Genomic DNA, 16,802 nt, shown 5'->3' on the forward strand with positions numbered 1-16,802 from the left:
CTATCCCGCCGCTGTCACGGACACGGCCGGCCACCCGGATCGCGGAACTTTGTCCGCCCGGTGAAAGGGGGGAGTTGGCGGCGTGATCGTCCGGTGGATAGCGCCCTGCTGATGAATGTCCGGCACCGGCGGGGCCCGGGCCGCTCCTGGCTTCCGTGGCCGGAGAACCGCGGACCGCCACAGGCTTTTCCGCACCAGGATGGAGAAGGAATGTCCGTGAAGAGACTGCTCACGAAGCGCGGAGTGGCCGGCGCAGGCGTCCGGAGGGTGCTCGGTGTCACCGCCGTGGCGGCGGCCGTCGCCGGTCTCCTCGCCATGGGGTCCGCCGGCGGTCAGGACGGCGGCGCCGCCGTCGCCCCGGTGGCGGACGAGGCCCCGGGCTACGCCGTGGAGACGTTCGACTATCCGCAGGCCGACCGGATCCTCCAGGAGCGGGGCATCCTGCTCAAGCGCGGCGACGGCCACATCGTCCTCACCGACTGCGGTTCCGTGGAGAACCCGCTGCAGGTCTGGGCGACCGGCCACACCACCCCGTTCTGCTTCCGCGTCACCGGCGACGAGGGCTACCTCGCCCTGGAGATGCCCGCCGTGTACGCCGTGCGGGGCAACGACTACCAGTCCCAGGTCGACATGACCGTCGGCGGTGAGGAACGCACCTTCGACATCACCCAGAACACCTGGACCCCCGTCGGCCAGACCGCCGACCCGGAGAGCGGCCCCCACACGCTCGTGGAGATCAGGACCTCCAAGTAGCGGCCGGTCGACTCCTCCCGCCAGACCTGCCACTAGGGACTGACTCATGCGACACACCAGACCTGTGCGCCTCACCGCGCTGTCCGCGGTCCTGATCGCGGGATCCGCGATGCTGACCGCCGCACCCGGCGCCGCCGTGACCGGCTCGGCCACCGACGACACCACCTACGCCTACACCGCGCGCCTCGACATCGGCGACGGCGCGCGTGCCTGCTCCGGCACCCTCGTCCATGCCGAATGGCTGCTCACGGCGGCCAGTTGCTTCGCCGACGACCCGGCTGCGAGCCTGGCGGTGCCCGCCGGAGCGCCGAAACTGAAGACGACCGCGACCATCGGCCGTGCCGACCTCACCACCAGCCAGGGCGTGGTCCGGCAGGTCGTGGAACTGGTCCCGCGTACCGACCGTGACCTGGTCCTCGCCCGCCTCTCCCGGCCGGTCACCACATCCGCCACCGTCGCCCTGGCCACCACCGCGCCCACGGCGGGAGAGGAGCTGCGCGTCGCCGGATACGGCCGCACCGAGGGCGAGTGGGCCCCGCTGAAGCTGCACACCGGCGCGTTCTCGGTGGACGCCGTCGACGCCACCACCGCCGCGGTCACCGGCAAGGACGGTGCCGCCGTCTGCATGGGCGACGCGGGCGGACCCACGGTCCGGGTGACGGGTGGTCAGCCCTCTCTGGTCGCCATCAACAGCCGTTCCTGGCAGGGGGGTTGTTTCGGCGCCGATGCGGATGGGACCCGCACCGGTGGCATCGCCGTCCGTGTCGACGACCTGAAGGACTGGGTGGCGGGCAGAGTCGGCGCGACCCGGGTGACCGACTTCGACTGCGACGGCACCGAGGACGTCGCGGTCGGCGACCCGACGGCCTCGGTGAACAGCCAGTCCGGCGCCGGTCTGGTGCGCGTCGTCTACGGCGGCGGACGCGAGTCCGCGGTGATTCACCAGGACCTCGGTCTGGTGACCGGCGGTGCCGAGGCCGGCGACGCCTTCGGCAGGACGCTGGCCGTGCTCGACCACGACGAGGACGGTTGCACCGACCTGGCCGTGGGCGTCCCCACGGAGGACATCGGCGACGTGGTGGACGGCGGCCAGGTGACCGTGCTCTACGGCTCCCGGGAGGGCTTGGGCCTCGGCAAGGCCTCGTTCAACCTTCAGCAGGGCACGGGCACCGGAGCGATCAAGGAGCGGGCGTCCGAGAAGGACGACCTGATGGGCGCTTCCCTGGCGGCCGGCCGGACCGCCACCGGCGAGCCCTATCTGCTGATAGGGGTGCCCGGCAAGAACCTCAAGGGCCATGTGCACGCGGGTCTGGCGTACTACCTCCGGGGCACGACCAACGTCTCGATCCACCAGGACGACCCGGGCGTGGCGGGTGTCATCGGGGACGGGGACCGGTTCGGTGCCTCCGTCGCGGGTTCCCCGAACCACCTCGCGATCGGCGCACCGGGCGAGTCCTCGGACGCCGGTGCGGTGCACGTCCTGAAGCACGAGCTGAGCGCGGACGGCATCCCCGCGCCCGTGGCCACGGTCGACCAGGAGACCGACGGAATCAGCGACGCCGCCGAAGCCGGTGACCTGTTCGGTGCGTCACTGTCGATGACCGCGTACCGTCCGTCCGGTGCCGCTGCCGCGACCGACTCGGTCATCGCCGTCGGCACACCCGGTGAGACCCTCTGGGTGGGCACGGACTCCTTCGCGGGAGCCGGACAGGTGACCACTCTCAGGGTCGCGGCGGCGGGTGCCGTGACGCAGCTGGCAACCGTTCACCAGGGAGTCGAGGGCGTCAACGGCGCCTCGGCGGCCGGTGACGGCTTCGGTGCCGAGGTGGCCGCCGTGAACACCGCTCCGGACGCGCCGGGCACCGCCGGGACGATGCTGCTGGCGGTCGGCGTGCCCGGAAAGGACATCGGCACGGCCACGGATGCGGGCATGGTGCAGACCTTCTCGCTCCTGGACGCGCCCGGTGACTCCGACCACTGGATCGAGGCCGGCAACGCCCGCGGTCTGCCGGGGACCCCGGGGCCGTCGCAGCGCGTGGGCGGCTACCTGAACGGCACCGGCACCCACCTGTGGATCGGCATGCCGCACGGCCCCGCAGAACGCGGAGCCGTCCACGCCCTGCCGTGGTCGAACGCGATGGGCGGCACGGGCGGCACCGTGACCACCCATCAGCCGGGCCAGGGCGGACTGCCGCTGACCGGCAAGGCCTTCGGCATGACGATGCGCTGAACCACCGACCGTGCGGGCCCCGGGGCGGCGACGGCCTCCCCGGGACCCGCACGGCGGAGACGGCGATCCCGTGCAGCCGGGCGGGGCCCGTCGGCCCCTGACGGACTCCTGCGGGTCCGCACGCCCGTCCTCGGTGACGGCTTCCGTACGGCCGTACGCCCGGGGTGTGCCGCGCGTGGACGGAACTTTGATCCGAGCGACCGGAAAGAAGCCGGCCATCACATGAGAAGTCGGTCGACGAGTTGTGACAGGAGCAGAAGCGTGAGCAAGGGAAAGAGATACGGGGCGTGCTTCGCCGGTGCGCTGATGATGGCGGGAACGCTCGTCGCCGGCCCGGCGCAGGCGACGGTGGGCGGCTCGGCGGGCGACGGGGAGAAGCCCTACGTCGCGAGAATCGAGATAGGCGACACGGACCGCGCCTGTTCCGGGGTGCTCGTCGAGGAGCGGTGGATCGCCACGGCGGCGAGCTGCTTCGCCGAGGACCCCGCCCAGTACGCGTCGGTCGCCGCGGGAGCGCCTCCCGTTCCCGCCGAAGCGACCATCGGGCGAACCGACCTGACGGCGGCGGGCGGTGAGGTGCGGGACATCGTGGAGCTGGTCCCGCGCGTCGACCGGGATCTCGTGCTGGCACGGTTGTCCTCGCCGGTGCGGACCGTCGCCCCCGTGCCGCTCGGTACCGTGGCACCCGCCGGGGGAGAGTCGTTGGCCGTCGCCGGCTACGGCCGCACGCAGGACGAGTGGGCGCCCACCCGGCTGCACGTCGGCGCGTTCTCCGCCACCGGTACCCGTGCCGCGGAGCTGGACATCGAGGGCAAGGACGGCGCCGCGGTCTGCGCCGGCGACGCCGGCGGCCCGGTCCTGCGCGAGACCGGCCAGGGCGTCGAGCTCGTCGCGGTCAGCAGCCGGTCCTCGCAGGGCGGCTGCTTCGGCGTGGACGAGAGCGTCACCGGCACCGACGCCGTCAGCACCCGGCTGGACGACATCACGGACTGGATCGGCGCCCGGGTCGCCCGCTGGTCGCTGAAGGCGCAGGCGAACGACAAGTACGTGTCCGCCGCGGTGACCACCACCGGTGAGAACCAGGGCCGGCTGCGGGCGCGCAGCGACACGGTGGCGGGCTGGGAACAGTTCACCTTCCACACCCGTGACAACGGGACGACCGTGGCGCTCCGGTCCGAGGCCAGCCGTCTCTTCGTCGCCACCGAGCTGAACCGGACCGGTGACCACGAGGGGATGCTGCGTGCCCGCAGCGAATCCGTGACCGGAGGGTGGGAGCTGTACACGCTGGTGCCCCAGGGGGACCAGAAGTACGCCCTGCAGTCGCGGGCGAACGGCAAGTACGTCGTGACCGAGGCCAACTACACCGGCGAGGACGCGGGTCAGCTGCGGGCCCGTTCGGACAGCGTCGCCGGTGGCTGGGAGCGCTTCACGCTGGCGCACGCCGACAACTTCCGTGTCGTGGGCGCCGCCCCGGCGGCTCCGTCCCCGCTGCCGATGGGCTGACCCCCGTACGGGTGAGGCGCCCGCGACGGGCGGGCCGCACGGAACGAGGACGGGTGCCCCGGACGCGCTGTCGGCGTCCGGGGCGCCCGTCCCGTCCGTCCGGCCGGGCCCGCCGAAGGACGGCCGGACGGACGGGATAGCGCGGTGATAGGGCCGGGGGCGGTCCGGGGAATCCCGCTGTTCCTAGCGTGCGGAGCGCGCCACGAGGGAAATCCGCCCGCACCCAGGAGACACCATGTCCCGGAGCAGGACCGCACGTCACGCACTCCGTACCGCGCCCGCCGCCCTGTCCGCCGCGGCGGCCGTGTCCGTGGCCGCCCCGATGGGCCGCGCCGCCGACGAGACGGTCCCCGCGACGGAGCCCCGCGTGCTCGTGGGAGGCCGGGAGGCCAACGACCCCTGGGACTGAACCGGATGATCCCCGGTGCGGGGCCGGGTGCCTGGGGTGGGGCCGGGCTGGACGCCCGGTGTGGGGCCGGGCATCCGGGGCCGGGGCGGAGCAGACGTCCGGTGTGGGGCCGGGCGTCCGGGGCGGGGTCGGAGCAGACGTCCGGGGTGGGACCGGGCGTCCGGGGCGGGGTCGGCGCAGACGTCCGGGGCGGGACCGGGCGTCCGGGGCGGGGTCGGCGCAGACGTCCGGGGCGGGACCGGACGTCCGGGGCGGAGAACCGGCCCCGGGGCGGGAGGCCGTGGAGGTCGTCGGGGCCGTCCTGTGGCTCAGCCGGTGCCGAGCAGTCGCTCCGCCTCCGCGGCCTCCCGGCCCATGTGCCGTTCGTGGAACACCTCGACCACCGGCGCCAGCAGTGCCCGTGACCCTTCCCGGTCGCCGGACGCGGCCAGCAGCCGGGCGAGGTCCAGCCGGACCAGGGCGCTGCCGCTCAGGTCCATGATCTGCTCCCGGGCCGCCAGGGACTGCTCGTAGAGTTCCCGCGCCCTCCGGGTCCGGCCGAGGGCGGTGAGGGTGTGGCCCAGGTCGTGCAGCAGGTGTCCCACCCCGATGACGTCGCCGGAGTCACGGCAGAACTCCAGTGCCTCGGTGAGGGCGATCAGCGCCCGCTCGGGTTCTCCCCGCTCCAGCAGGACCTGTCCCGACCGGCGCAGGGTCCGCGCCTGCCCACCGGTGTAGCGGAGGGCCTCGTAGATCCGGAACGCCTCGTCCAGCTGCCGCTGGGCGGCGTCGCCGCGGCCCTGGTGCAGCAGGACGTGGGTGCTCTGGGTGAGGACGCTCGCCCGGCCCACCGCGTCGTCGCTCGCGGTGAAGTCCTCCATGGCCTGCGCGTACAGCAGGCCGGCCGTGGCGTGGTCGCCCTCCCGCCGGGCGATGAGCGCCAGGTCCCGGCGGCACAGCCCTTTCCCCCGGGGCTCCTCCAGGGTCAGGAAGAGGCTCAGCGCCGACTCCAGGAGGTTCCGGGCGGGAACGGACTGGTTCCGGCGCATGTAGAGCGATCCGAGGGAGGCGCGCACGGCGGCGGTGCCGCGCAGGTTTCCCGCCCGGCTGACGGCTTCCAGTGCCCGCAGGTGGGTCTGCTCCCACAGGTCGTAGTGGCCGCGTACCTCGAACAGGGTGACCAGGGTGGTGGCCAGGTCCCAGCTCAGGTCGTGCAGTCCCTCGTCCGCCGCATGGCCCACCATCCGGCACAGGGCGGCCTGTTCCCCGTCCAGCCAGGCCAGCGGGTCGGTCAGCAGCCGCTCCACGTACGGCTCCGGTGGGGACCAGCGGAGGGCGTCGCCGTGCAGCACCGTGAAGTCGCCGCCGTACACCCGGCGGTGCGCCTCCTGGGCCAGGTGCATCCAGCCGCCGGCCATCCGCGCGAAGGCCGCGCCGCGCAGCTCCTCGCTGTCCTGGGCGGCGAGCTGCTCCCGGGCGTACACGTGGATGATCTCGTGGAACCGGTAGCGGAAGTCGCCGGAGCCCTCCACCCCGACGACGTCCAGCATCTGCGCGTCGACCAAGGGGTCGAGGAGGTCCGGGAGGAAGGGGCGGCGGTCGTCGGCGAGCGCCCCGGCCAGCCAGCCGGGGAGGGTGGGGGTCCGGGCCATGCTGAGCAGGCGCAGCAGCCGCCGGTCCTTCTCCCCGAGCCCGTCGTAGGTCAGCGACAGGCTGGCCCGCATGGTCAGTTCGCCGTGGGTCAGCTCGTCGAGCCGGTGCCGTTCGTCGGCCAGTCGGTGGACCATCGAAGCCAGTGTCCAGTGGGGGCGGGCCGCCAGCCGGGCGGCGACGATGCGCAGGGCCAGCGGGAGCCGCCCCACCGTGCGGATCAGCGCCTCGGCCGCGGGCCGTTCCCGTTCCACCCGCTGCCGGCCCACGATGCGGGCCAGTAGTTCCAGGGCACGGTCCTCGTCGAGGACGTCGAGTTCGAGCCGGTGCACACCGGGCAGCGCGGTCAGCCGGGACCGGCTGGTGACGATCACTCCGCAGTCGCCGCTGCCGGGCAGCAGCGGCAGGACCTGTCCCTCGCTCGCGGCGTCGTCCAGCACCACCAGGATGCGGCGGGAGGCGAGCCGCGTGCGGTACATCTCGGCCCGCTCGTCCGGCGACTCCGGGATCATCTGGCCGGGTATGCCGAGCGCTCTCAGGAACCGGCCGAGCACCTCCGCGGGAGTCGCGGGGGAGCCGGTGGTGCCGCGCAGGTCGCAGTAGAGCTGGCCGTCGGGGAAGTCCGCCTCGGCCAGGCGGTGGGCCACCCGCACGGCCAGGGCCGACTTGCCGGTGCCCGGCTTGCCGGTGATCACGACCGGTCCGCCGCCCTCCGGGTTCCCGCCACCGGTCAGGGCCTCCTCCAGCACGGCCGGTCGGCCGGCCTCGGCCACGAAGTCGGGTATGTCCGCGGGAAGCTGGCGCGGGACGACGCGGACGGGTCCGGGCGGGGGCGTGGTGGCGTTCGGTGCCTGTTCGGCGGCCGGCGGCTGCGGCGCGGGTGTTCCGGCGCTCCTCGTGGGGGAGCCGGCCGCGGCGTCGGCGGAGAGGCGGCCGGCCAGGATCGCCGACTCCAGCTCCCTGAGCTCCGGTCCGGGCTCCAGCCCCAGCTCCCGGACCAGCAGGTCCCGGCCCCGGCGGTAGGTTTTCAAGGCCTCCGCCCGCCTTCCCGACCGGTACAGGGCGGTCATCAGCTGCCCGCGCAGTTTCTCCCGCAGCGGATGCTCGCCGACGAGCATCTCCAGTTCGCCCGCCAGTTGTTCGTGCCGGTCGAGGTCCAGCTCCAGCTGGATACGGAGCTCCGTGGCGGTCAGCCGCTCCTCGTCCAGGTGACGGGTCCTGTTGGCCAGACGGTGGTTGCCGAGGCCGCTCAGGCAGTCGCCCCGCCAGAGGGCCGCGGCCGTACGCAGCCGGTCCACGGCCTCCTCCCGCCGGCCCTGCCGGCCGAGCTGTCTGGCCTCCGCCACGAGGTCGGTGAACAGCGCGGCGTCCACGTTGCCGGGCTCCGTGGTGAGGATGTAGCCGGGGGGCCGGGTGGTGATGGCCGCGGGGCGGGCGGCCCGGCCCAGGAGCTTCCGGAGACGGGAGATGCATATTTGCACTTGCGTACGCGCTGTCTTTGGCGGGTGGTCCCCCCAGACCAGATCCACCAGGTGGTCCGTGCCGACCACCTGGTTGGCGCGCAGGAGCAGCGCGGCGAGAATGGCCTCCTGCCGTCCCGGTGGGACGTGGAGCGGGCCGTGGGGTCCGCGCACCTGCAGCGGCCCGAGAAGTGTGAAGGAAGGGAACTCTCTCTCCGGCTCCGCCCTCGCTGGTTCCTCGGCCATGACCCCCCATGTCCCCATGCCGGGCGCGTACCGCCCATTCGGCGTTCCCCGGCCCTGTCCTCGCACGTCAGGGCGGGCTCGACCGTGTGAACGATAACCCGGTCGAGGCTGGTGGTTCGAGGGTGAATCCGGCCTGCGATCACCGAACGGCGGTGCGGAACCCGGTGGTCGTCCGGAGTTTCCCGGGCGTTAACGCACCGGCCGGTCCTTTGCCCGCCACTGCGGTGAATTCCGCGTGTACGTACCTGGTGTCCCGGGGTCGGGGGCTGGGTGGCCGGGGGGTCGGCCGGCGGGAAGGTTCCGGTCGGGGCGCGGGGGAGGGGGCCGCGGCTGCCGGGGCGGCGAGGGTTGGTTGCGTTCGCTATCGCCGCCCGGCGGTACGGGGTGCGGCGGCTGGTCCGGTCTGACGGTTCTTCGCCCCCGCCGCCCCTTCCCGTCCCGACCCCGGGGCTCCGCCCCGGACCCCGCTCCTCAAACGCCGGAGGGGCTGGAAGTCAGCCCGTCTGGGGGCGCAGCCCTCAGGTTCGGGACGGGAAGGGGCGGCGGGGGCGGATTTCCTGATGTGCGCCATGTGTGCCATGTACGCCCCGGGACGCCGACGTCATGGGACCGGCCCCGGGCGCGCCCACCACAGCGCACCCGGGGCCGGTCTCCCCCCGTCGGAGATGTCAGCTCACGCGCGCTGCCACAGCGCCGGGACGTTCGGCGGCTCCCAGCCGGTCTGGGCCTGGTGGCCCTGGAGGCAGCGGTAGGTGGCGCCGCCGTACGTCACCGTGTCGCCCGGCTGGTAGACGGTGCCCGCCGACCAGGTGCCGCCCGGTTCCTCCTCGGGCGGCTCCTCGCCGCCGCCGGTCGTCTTCAGGGTGAGGCCGTAGTTCTGGAGCAGCGGGTTGATCGGCTGGAAGAACGTCGTACCGCCGCTGCTGCAGTTGCCCGAGCCGCCCGAGGTGACGCCCTGCGCCTGGCTGCCGGAGATGTACGAGCCGCCCGAGTCGCCCGGCTCGGCGCACACCGTGGTCTGGGTCACGCCGGTGATGGTGCCCTCGGGGTAGGTCACGCTGGTGTTCAGCACCTGGATGGTGCCGCAGTGCCAGCCGGTGGTGGAGCCGGAGCGGCAGACCGAGGCGCCGACCGGGGCCTGCGTGGAGCCGGTGACCTGGACGTTCTGGCCGCCCCGGTTCACGTAGGGGGTCGCCGTCCACTGGGAGTTGGTGGCCACCCACGCCATGTCCCGGCCCGGGAAGACCGAGCCCTGGAAGGTGCCCTGCGCCACCCGGTTGTAGCCGCTCGTGCTGTCACCGGTCCGCCCGCAGTGGCCGGCGGTGGCGTAGCCCTCCTGGGTGCCCCTGGTGATGGGGAAGCCGATCGAGCAGCGGCCGCTGTTGTTGATGTAGTACGCCTCGCCGCCCCGCAGGTCGTACAGCGCGCGGGGCCGGTCGGCCGACTTCTCGATCCGGGTGAGGGAGTGGTCGATGCCGGCCGCCGACAGGAGGGCGCGGGCGGCGGAGGGGCGTACCGCCTGGACGACCACCGTGTTCGTGCGGACGTCCACGTACCAGACGGGGGCGTCGGTGGTGTCGTTGCGCTGAGCCGCCCGGTCCAGGCGGGACTTGGCCGCGTCCAGGTCGGTCAGGGCGTGGCGTACGACGGTGGCCTTCGCGCCCTGTGCCTCGATGGCCGGGATGTCGCGGGCGTCGGTCGTCGCCACGGTCAGGGTGCCGGACTCGGCGCCGCGCACCCAGGCGCCCGCGAAGTCGGCGCCGAGCGCCGCGCGCAGGCGGCCCGCGGTCGCTCCGGCCTCCGCCTCGTTGGCCAGGCGCCGCTCGGCCTGCGCCCGGTCCAGACCGAGGTCGCGTTCCATGGCCTCGAGGAGGGCGGGCGGGGCGGCGTCCGTGCGCAGCGTCTGTGCCGCCGGGGTGGCCGGCTCCGCGCTCGCGGAGCCGCTGAGCCCGGCCACGAGCAGGGCGGCCGTCGCCGCGGCGGCGGCACCCACGGATCTGGTACGCCGGGGGAGGTGTCGGTGGGGCATGGGGCATCTCCTCGGTTCGGTGGGGAGGTGCCGAAACCGTAGGGAGGGCCGATCGGCGGGCGTAAGAGCCCGGCCGGCCCTCCCCCCGGTGTTATGGAACGGGCTGGGCGGCGAGCCACTCCGTATAGCTGTCGCTGCGCGCCGCCACGCCCGCGTGGGCCAGCCGGGCCTGTTCGAGGACGGTGGCGGCGGTCTCCGCCCGCTGTGTCACGGTGTGCCAGCCCAGCAGGTGCCGCCAGGTCAGCGGGGTGCCCGTGAGCGGCCGGGTGGTGATTCCGGGTGTGGTCGGGAAGGTCGCCCGGCACAGCCCGACCGCCCGGCCGACCTGCACCAGGTGGACCAGGGACGAGGTGTCCGTCTCGTACATCCGGCGCGGGGTGAAGCCGGCGCGGGCGCAGGCCGCCGTGAAGCAGTCCCCGAAGCAGCCGTCGCCGGGGACGCAGGCCCACTGCTCGCCGGCCAGCTCGGTCAGGTCCACCTCGCCGGGATGGGCGAGCGGATGGCCCTCCGGCATCATGACGAACACCGGGTCGACCGCGACCTCCCGCCAGACCAGGCCCTCCGCGCCGGGCGGTTCGGCCGAGCCGCAGGTCCCGGCGAGGGCGAAGTCCAGCCGGCCTTCGACGAGCAGTGCGGCCAGCTCCCGCTCGGACCAGGACGTGCAGGTGGTGACGCGGGCGTCCGGCGTCGCGTCCGCCAGCCGGTCCACCAGGGCGCCCAGCAGCGGACCGTGGGTGCCGCCCAGCCGGAAGCAGGCGGTCGCGCGCGAGGTGCGGGCGAACCGCGCCGCCTCCTGCTGCAGTTCGGTGACCGCGGGCAGCACGATCCGGCTGCGCTCCAGCACGAGTTCGCCCAGCGGGGTCGCCCGTACTCCGTGCCGCCCGCGTTCGAACAGCTCACCGCCCAAGGCGCGTTCGATCCGCTTGAGCTGTGCGCTCAGCGCGGGCTGCGCGAGCCCGAGGGCCGTCGCCGCCCTGGTCAGGCTGCCGGCGTCGGCAATCGCCCGGATCGTCTTCAGATGCCGCAACTCCAGCTCCATGAGGGGAGCTTGCGACGTGATGGGTGCGGGAGCAAGGGGTTGGTACGGACCTGCTGTCCGACCGGTCGTCGGAGCGGACGTGAACCGCGCACGGGTGCGGACATGACCTGCGCACAGGTATTGACGCGCGGCTCGGCCAGACCTTAACGTCCGCCCATCCCTAATGTTTCGGATTCATGTTCGAAACTTTCGAGAATGACGATGGGAATGAGACTCCCCGCATGAGATCCATTCGTTTCGCCACCGTGGCCCTCGCCACCGCCGCCCTGGCCCTGCCGCTCGCGACGGGCTCGGCCGCCGCCGACCCGTCGGCCGGCAAGGAGGCGGCGCCGCACTCCAACGCCAAGTTCGACCGGCTGCGCTCGGCCGCTCCCGATGACTTCGTCGTGGGCACCGCCGTGGCAGGCGGCGGCCACCACCTGGAGCAGGACTACCCGGACCCCTTCACGTACGACAGGGAGTACCGGAAGGTCCTGGGGCGCCAGTTCAGCTCGGTCTCCCCCGAGAACCAGATGAAGTGGGACTACATCCACCCCGAGCGGGACCGCTACGACTTCGGACAGGCCGACGCCATCGTCGAGTTCGCCGAGCGCAACAAGCAGGTCGTGCGCGGCCACACCCTGCTGTGGCACAGCCAGAACCCGGCGTGGCTGGAGCAGGGCGACTTCTCCCAGGAGGAGCTGCGCGAGATCCTGCGCGAGCACATCACCACCGTCGTCGGCCGCTACGCCGGCAAGATCCAGCAGTGGGACGTCGCCAACGAGATCTTCGACGACCAGGGCAAGCTGCGGACCCAGGACAACATCTGGATCCGCGAGCTGGGACCGGGCATCGTCGCCGACGCCTTCCGGTGGGCCCACGAGGCCGACCCGAAGGCCAAGCTGTTCTTCAACGACTACAACGTCGAGGGCGTCAACGCCAAGAGCGACGCCTACTACGCGCTCATCCAGGACCTGCTGGAGCAGGGCGTACCCGTGGACGGCTTCTCCGTGCAGGGGCACCTGAGCACGCGGTACGGCTTCCCGGGCGACCTGGAGGACAACCTGCGCCGGTTCGACGCGCTCGGCCTGGAGACCGCCGTCACCGAGCTGGACGTCCGCATGGACCTGCCGGAGAGCGGTGTGCCCACCGAGGCGCAGGAGCAGAAGCAGGCCGACTACTACCAGCGGACGCTCGAGGCCTGCCTGGCCGTCGACGGCTGCAACTCGTTCACCATCTGGGGCTTCACCGACAAGTACTCATGGGTGCCGGTGTTCTTCGAGGGCGAGGGCTTCGCGAACGTCATGACCGACGACTACGAGCGCAAGCCCGCCTTCTACGCCCTGCGGGACACGCTGAAGGAAGCGGCCCGGGAGGACGACTGCAAGAAGCACCACAAGCACCACAAGCACTGAGTACGCCCGGCGGGGCCGCCCCTGACGGGGGCGGCCCCGCCGTCTTGCCCCGCGAGGCCTCACACCTTGCGGGCCACCGCCACGTACGCCCCGCCCTCGTCGCCGGTCGCGCCTTGTCCGAGCGGTGTCGTATCAGAAGCCCAGGTAGGTGATCTGGACGACGTGGACGCGTTCGTTGCGTACGACGATCTGGTATGTGAACATCCCGCCGCGAACGGTGATGTCGCCGCCCTTCGGGTCGCCCCTGCGTGCGCGCGGCCGTGCAGGTACTGTGCTCCGGCCGCTCTGACCAGCTCGGCGGCTCTGCGTTCCACTTCGCTGAGGAAGGCGGGCGGGGCGGTTCGGGCGGCTTCCTCAGCGCCGAAAGCGTACTCCCAGGTCCAACTCAAGCGTGGACTGCCTTCATGGCCTCGTCCAGGACCGAGGTCAACTCCCGCAGGGCCTCGCGGGCGGTCGCCGCGTCCTCGTGCTCCAGGTTGTCCTTGGCGCGGGAGTGGCGGGTGGAGAGGTCGGGGCGGCGGGCGATCTCGATGTCACGGGCCCAGGTCAGGACCCAGCTCCGCACCGGGCTGAGGGATTGCCACTCCACGGCCTTGGCGAATGCCTCGTCCTTCGTGCGCTGCATCTCGGGCAGGCGCTTCGGGTCCACGACGGCGAGGGCGGCCCGCAGGGCGTCCGGGGTCTGCTCGGGGCGGGGAACCAGCTCGTGTCCGTGGTCGGCCTGCGTGCTCATGGAGTCCTCCCGGGAGTGCACTGGCCAGGGGAGTGGTCCGGGACGGCTGGGGTACTCGGGCGCGAACATCACGGTGTCCTTCCTCCGCTCAGCGAGTGGGTGAGGCGGCTGTGCGGCAGGTGCGGCAGTGGGTCTCGGTTCCGGGGGCGCGGAAGGCGTGGTCGCAGCCGTCGCAGTTGCGTAGTGGGTGACGGACCGGTGATGGGGTGGCGGGTGTTGTCGTGGATGACGCCGCCGGTGTGGTGACGCGACCGGGTCGGATTGCCGGCGGGGGCCGAAGTCTTTTTCGGGCTGTGTGCGCTGAGCGTAGGGGAGCCGGGCACCCGAAAATCCAGCTGAGTCGGTGATGTTCACCCGCCCGAGTGATCACGCGCCTCGGGCGGGAAGGGGTGGGGCTTGGTGGGGTGCTTTCCCCCGAGTTATTCCCTTGGGAAGGCGCCGACGGCACCGGAGCTTCAGATCCCGGGTTGCGGTGATGTAAGGCGCAGTTCGGCCCAGACGGTCTTGCGCGGGAAGCGGTCCTCGGTCACGCCCCAGCGGTCCGCGAGCGTTTCCACGAGAAGCAGACCGCGGCCCGACTCGGTGTCGACGGAGGGCGGTTGGAGCTGGGGCAGGCGTTCGCCGCGTGTGTCGGTGACCTCGATACGGAGCGTGTCGTCCACCACGTAGAACTCAAGACGGAAGTCCCGGCCCGGGACGCGACCGTGGGTGACGGCGTTGGCCGCCAGTTCGGCCACGACATGGCGTGCGGTCTCCGAGTCGTACCCCCAGTCCCGGAGTTGGGCGTCCGTGAGGAGGCGGGCGAGGCGGGCGCTGCGCGGGGTGGCGGACAGCAGCACGCTGAAGTGGGGGAAGGGGCTGGTCGGTTGAGCCGTGATGCCGGCGGTTTCCTGATGCACGGCATTCAGAGTGATGGCCCGCATCCGTTGCCATGAGTGATTACGGAGGCGCGTGCCGTGACTGTCGGTGACGTGTCCGAGGCTGTCGGCGTTGTCGGTGCGGCCCGTGCCGGGACTCCCCTCCCTTCTCAGGGAGGGGATCGGTCAGCGTTTGGGAACATGAATGCTGACGTACCAGCGGACGGAATCCTCCGTCGCCACGGTGAAGTGGACCTTTCGCGCCGAATTGCCGGACGCCGTGATGAGGGCCTTCGGAGAGGGTTTCCTCGTATCCGGCGTCCAGCTCGGGGGCGGTCAGTGGTTCCTGGGGAGGTGGCGTGACGCTCGACGGGGTCGCATCCGGAACGTTGGGCTTGTCCGAGTCGTCCTCGCCCGTGCAGGAGGTCGGCAACCCGCACAGGACGGCTGCCGTGGCGAAGGCCGCACGACTGGATCGCATCAGGAACTCGTTTCCCGGTACTTGAACCCGACGGTCTTGTTGGCGACGTCGGCCTCCCCGTACGAGATCTGGGTCTTCTTGCAGTTGGGCAACTGGTAGTACTTCTGCCACTTGACGTGGTGACCCCATGAGCCGAACTGTGCGTTGCCGTACTTGTTGCGGCTTGTGTTGCGCCGGTACTGGTGCTGCGTCTCCCAGGACACTTCCTTGACCGACTCGCGGCTCACCTCGGCCTTTGCCTCGGCCACGATGCCGCTGACGGACACTCCTCCGCCGACCGTGATCTTGGTCGCCACGGATCCGGCCTTCACCCGCGTCAGGACCATGGTCCCCCCGGGGCCGTCCTTGTAGATCGGCCCTTGCCCAGGTGCTTCTTTGACTGGGCGTAGATGTCGGTCTTCCATCCCCCGTCGCAGACACCCAGCGGGGCGGGTTCCGGAGAATCCGCGAAGGCGACTCCCGGAGTCGCGAAAGTGACGGCACACATGGCAACGACTGCGAATGCAGCGCGCTTCATTCTTTCCCCCAAGTGGGACTTGCATGCGGCCGGGGGCTGGTCAACCCACCCGACCTATTGATCATGGTCAGATCATGAGGTCGGGTATGGGTGTTCTGTGTGACATAGCGCTTAAAAGTATGAATTATGGGTTTTCCTCACCGGGGGTCTTGTCGCGATCTAGCGTGAGTGGTGGTGGATCTCCCTGCTGGTGGTGACTGTCCACTGCTTGTCCGGTGCTGTCCGGACGGTCGGGGCGGTTGGTGCGGGTAGGGCGTCGCGGTGCGGCGCGGGACGACGGAGGGGTGCGGCGTGACGGCAGTGGACGGTGAGGCGGTACGGCCGACGGAAGCGGCGGGCGAGGCGGACGAGCCGGGGTGGGAGGTGGATCCGGACGACGAGTGGGGTGTCGCCGTCATCACCACGGTGGGGCGGCAGTTGAAGCTGCGGCGCGAGGCGGCGGGGATGCGGGCCGGCCAGTTCGGGGCGGCGATCGGATACGGGGAGGACCTCGTCTACAAGGTCGAGGGCGGGAAGCGGATTCCTCAGCGGGAGTATCTGGACAAGGCCGACGAGGTGTTGGGGGCGGGCGGGCTGCTCTCGGCGGCCTGGGAGGACGTGAAGAGGGTCCGGTATCCGAAGAGCGTGCGGGCATTGGCGCAGTTGGAGGCCAGGGCGGTCGAGCTCGGCGTGTACGTCGGGCTCAGCATTCATGGGTTGTTGCAGACGCCCGAGCATGCGCGGGCCTTGTTCGATGCATGGCAGCCGTCGTACTCGGAGGAGGAGGCGGAGCGTCTGCTCGCCGCTCGCATGGCGCGTAAGTCGATCTTCGAACGGTCTCCTGCTCCGGCTCTCAGCTTCGTCCTGGAAGAGGCCACGCTGCGTCGACCTGTCGGAGGCACAATGGTGTGGCGGCAGCAACTCGAACACCTGCTGGAGGTGGGGCGGTTGCGTAACGTCACGTTGCAGGTGATGCCTACCAGTGCGGGGGCTCACCCTGGGCTGGACGGCAGGATCGAGGTGCTGAAGTTCACCGACGGTACGGCGGCAGGTCGTTCCGACGGTGCGTTCAGTGGTCGGCCGACTTTCGATCCGAAGCAGCTACGGATCCTTGAGCTGCGGTATGGGACGATCCGGGCGCAGGCTCTCACTCCTCGGGAGTCGCTGGCCTTCATTGAGCAAGTGCTGGGAGAGACATGATCCGCAAGGCTTCTGCCGGGGACGCTGCTGAACTGGTCTGGTTCAAGAGCAGCTACAGCGACGGCCCCGATGGCAACTCCTGCGTGGAGATCGCGATAGCGCCCCACACCATCCACGTCCGCGACTCCAAGAACCTGGGCGGCCCTCGACTCGCGGTCGCCCAGGACGCGTGGGCGGACTTCGTGACGTACGCCTCGGAGTGCTGACGCTCCAACGCCACGCGCCCCACGCCCGGTTGTCGCCGGGAGTGGGGCGCGTCGGCGTGCGGGGCACCGGGGGCGGTGTCAACCACAGGCATACGGCGGAGAGCGCACGGTGGCCGGCGTATCTCAGGTCTGGGCCG

13 protein-coding genes are annotated in these 16,802 nt (G+C 71.7%); 7 read left to right on the plus strand and 6 right to left on the minus strand.

Annotated elements, in window-relative coordinates:
- Window positions 1-210 precede the first annotated feature (210 nt).
- The 4 genes from ACZ62B_RS10990 (at window position 211) to ACZ62B_RS11005 (ending at window position 4,895) form a co-directional block, all read left to right on the plus strand.
- Window positions 211-753: a hypothetical protein gene (locus ACZ62B_RS10990; RefSeq protein ID WP_344566077.1), complete on the plus strand. Its 543-nt coding sequence runs from the start codon at window positions 211-213 to the stop codon at window positions 751-753.
- 46 nt (window positions 754-799) lie between these two features.
- Window positions 800-2,983: a trypsin-like serine protease gene (locus ACZ62B_RS10995; RefSeq protein ID WP_468722241.1), complete on the plus strand. Its 2,184-nt coding sequence runs from the start codon at window positions 800-802 to the stop codon at window positions 2,981-2,983.
- Window positions 2,984-3,244: 261 nt separating this feature from the next.
- On the plus strand, window positions 3,245-4,486 hold the full coding sequence (locus ACZ62B_RS11000; RefSeq protein ID WP_468722239.1) for a trypsin-like serine protease: 1,242 nt from the start codon (window positions 3,245-3,247) through the stop codon (window positions 4,484-4,486).
- Window positions 4,487-4,721: 235 nt separating this feature from the next.
- A complete protein-coding gene (locus ACZ62B_RS11005; RefSeq protein WP_468722237.1) occupies window positions 4,722-4,895 on the plus strand; it encodes a hypothetical protein in 174 nt (57 codons plus the stop codon).
- A gap of 308 nt (window positions 4,896-5,203) precedes the next feature.
- Here the strand turns inward: ACZ62B_RS11005 and ACZ62B_RS11010 are convergent, their stop codons facing one another.
- From ACZ62B_RS11010 to ACZ62B_RS11020, 3 genes are all read right to left on the minus strand, one after another.
- On the minus strand, window positions 5,204-8,230 hold the full coding sequence (locus tag ACZ62B_RS11010) for an AfsR/SARP family transcriptional regulator (protein WP_469689938.1): 3,027 nt from the start codon (window positions 8,228-8,230) through the stop codon (window positions 5,204-5,206).
- A gap of 673 nt (window positions 8,231-8,903) precedes the next feature.
- Entirely contained in the window at window positions 8,904-10,259 is a 1,356-nt protein-coding gene (locus tag ACZ62B_RS11015) for a carbohydrate-binding protein (protein ID WP_468884717.1), read from the minus strand.
- 91 nt (window positions 10,260-10,350) lie between these two features.
- Window positions 10,351-11,298, minus strand: coding sequence for a LysR family transcriptional regulator (locus ACZ62B_RS11020; protein ID WP_344558033.1), 948 nt, complete (start codon window positions 11,296-11,298; stop codon window positions 10,351-10,353).
- Window positions 11,299-11,519: 221 nt separating this feature from the next.
- Between ACZ62B_RS11020 and ACZ62B_RS11025 the strand changes: the two genes are divergently transcribed.
- A complete protein-coding gene (locus ACZ62B_RS11025; protein WP_344558032.1) occupies window positions 11,520-12,692 on the plus strand; it encodes an endo-1,4-beta-xylanase in 1,173 nt (390 codons plus the stop codon).
- A gap of 385 nt (window positions 12,693-13,077) precedes the next feature.
- Here the strand turns inward: ACZ62B_RS11025 and ACZ62B_RS11030 are convergent, their stop codons facing one another.
- The 3 genes from ACZ62B_RS11030 to ACZ62B_RS11040 form a co-directional block, all read right to left on the minus strand.
- On the minus strand, window positions 13,078-13,425 hold the full coding sequence (locus ACZ62B_RS11030; protein WP_469689941.1) for a hypothetical protein: 348 nt from the start codon (window positions 13,423-13,425) through the stop codon (window positions 13,078-13,080).
- A 455-nt stretch (window positions 13,426-13,880) separates the two neighbouring features.
- Window positions 13,881-14,333 carry an ATP-binding protein gene (locus ACZ62B_RS11035; RefSeq protein WP_469690067.1) on the minus strand — a complete coding sequence of 151 codons (453 nt, stop codon included), beginning with the start codon at window positions 14,331-14,333 and terminating at the stop codon, window positions 13,881-13,883.
- 429 nt (window positions 14,334-14,762) lie between these two features.
- Window positions 14,763-15,059, minus strand: coding sequence for a hypothetical protein (locus ACZ62B_RS11040; RefSeq protein ID WP_469689943.1), 297 nt, complete (start codon window positions 15,057-15,059; stop codon window positions 14,763-14,765).
- Window positions 15,060-15,571: 512 nt separating this feature from the next.
- Between ACZ62B_RS11040 and ACZ62B_RS11045 the strand changes: the two genes are divergently transcribed.
- A complete protein-coding gene (locus ACZ62B_RS11045) occupies window positions 15,572-16,459 on the plus strand; it encodes a helix-turn-helix domain-containing protein (protein ID WP_469689945.1) in 888 nt (295 codons plus the stop codon).
- Complete coding sequence (locus ACZ62B_RS11050) at window positions 16,456-16,665, plus strand: DUF397 domain-containing protein (protein ID WP_468884711.1); 210 nt, start codon at window positions 16,456-16,458, stop codon at window positions 16,663-16,665. The genes ACZ62B_RS11045 and ACZ62B_RS11050 overlap by 4 nt, the downstream gene beginning before the upstream one ends.
- Window positions 16,666-16,802 lie beyond the last annotated feature (137 nt).

The organism is Streptomyces sp. NPDC053426 (assembly GCF_055585405.1).

What these genes read in the sequence shown, in the direction of transcription:
- ACZ62B_RS11030 (WP_469689941.1), bottom strand. Translation starts at nt 13,425, where the DNA reads ATGAGCACGCAGGCCGACCACGGACACGAGCTGGTTCCCCGCCCCGAG.
- ACZ62B_RS10990 (WP_344566077.1), top strand. Translation starts at nt 211, where the DNA reads ATGTCCGTGAAGAGACTGCTCACGAAGCGCGGAGTGGCCGGCGCAGGC.
- ACZ62B_RS11015 (WP_468884717.1), bottom strand. Translation starts at nt 10,259, where the DNA reads ATGCCCCACCGACACCTCCCCCGGCGTACCAGATCCGTGGGTGCCGCC.
- ACZ62B_RS10995 (WP_468722241.1), top strand. Translation starts at nt 800, where the DNA reads ATGCGACACACCAGACCTGTGCGCCTCACCGCGCTGTCCGCGGTCCTG.
- ACZ62B_RS11020 (WP_344558033.1), bottom strand. Translation starts at nt 11,298, where the DNA reads ATGGAGCTGGAGTTGCGGCATCTGAAGACGATCCGGGCGATTGCCGAC.
- ACZ62B_RS11050 (WP_468884711.1), top strand. Translation starts at nt 16,456, where the DNA reads ATGATCCGCAAGGCTTCTGCCGGGGACGCTGCTGAACTGGTCTGGTTC.
- ACZ62B_RS11010 (WP_469689938.1), bottom strand. Translation starts at nt 8,230, where the DNA reads ATGGCCGAGGAACCAGCGAGGGCGGAGCCGGAGAGAGAGTTCCCTTCC.
- ACZ62B_RS11005 (WP_468722237.1), top strand. Translation starts at nt 4,722, where the DNA reads ATGTCCCGGAGCAGGACCGCACGTCACGCACTCCGTACCGCGCCCGCC.
- ACZ62B_RS11025 (WP_344558032.1), top strand. Translation starts at nt 11,520, where the DNA reads ATGAGATCCATTCGTTTCGCCACCGTGGCCCTCGCCACCGCCGCCCTG.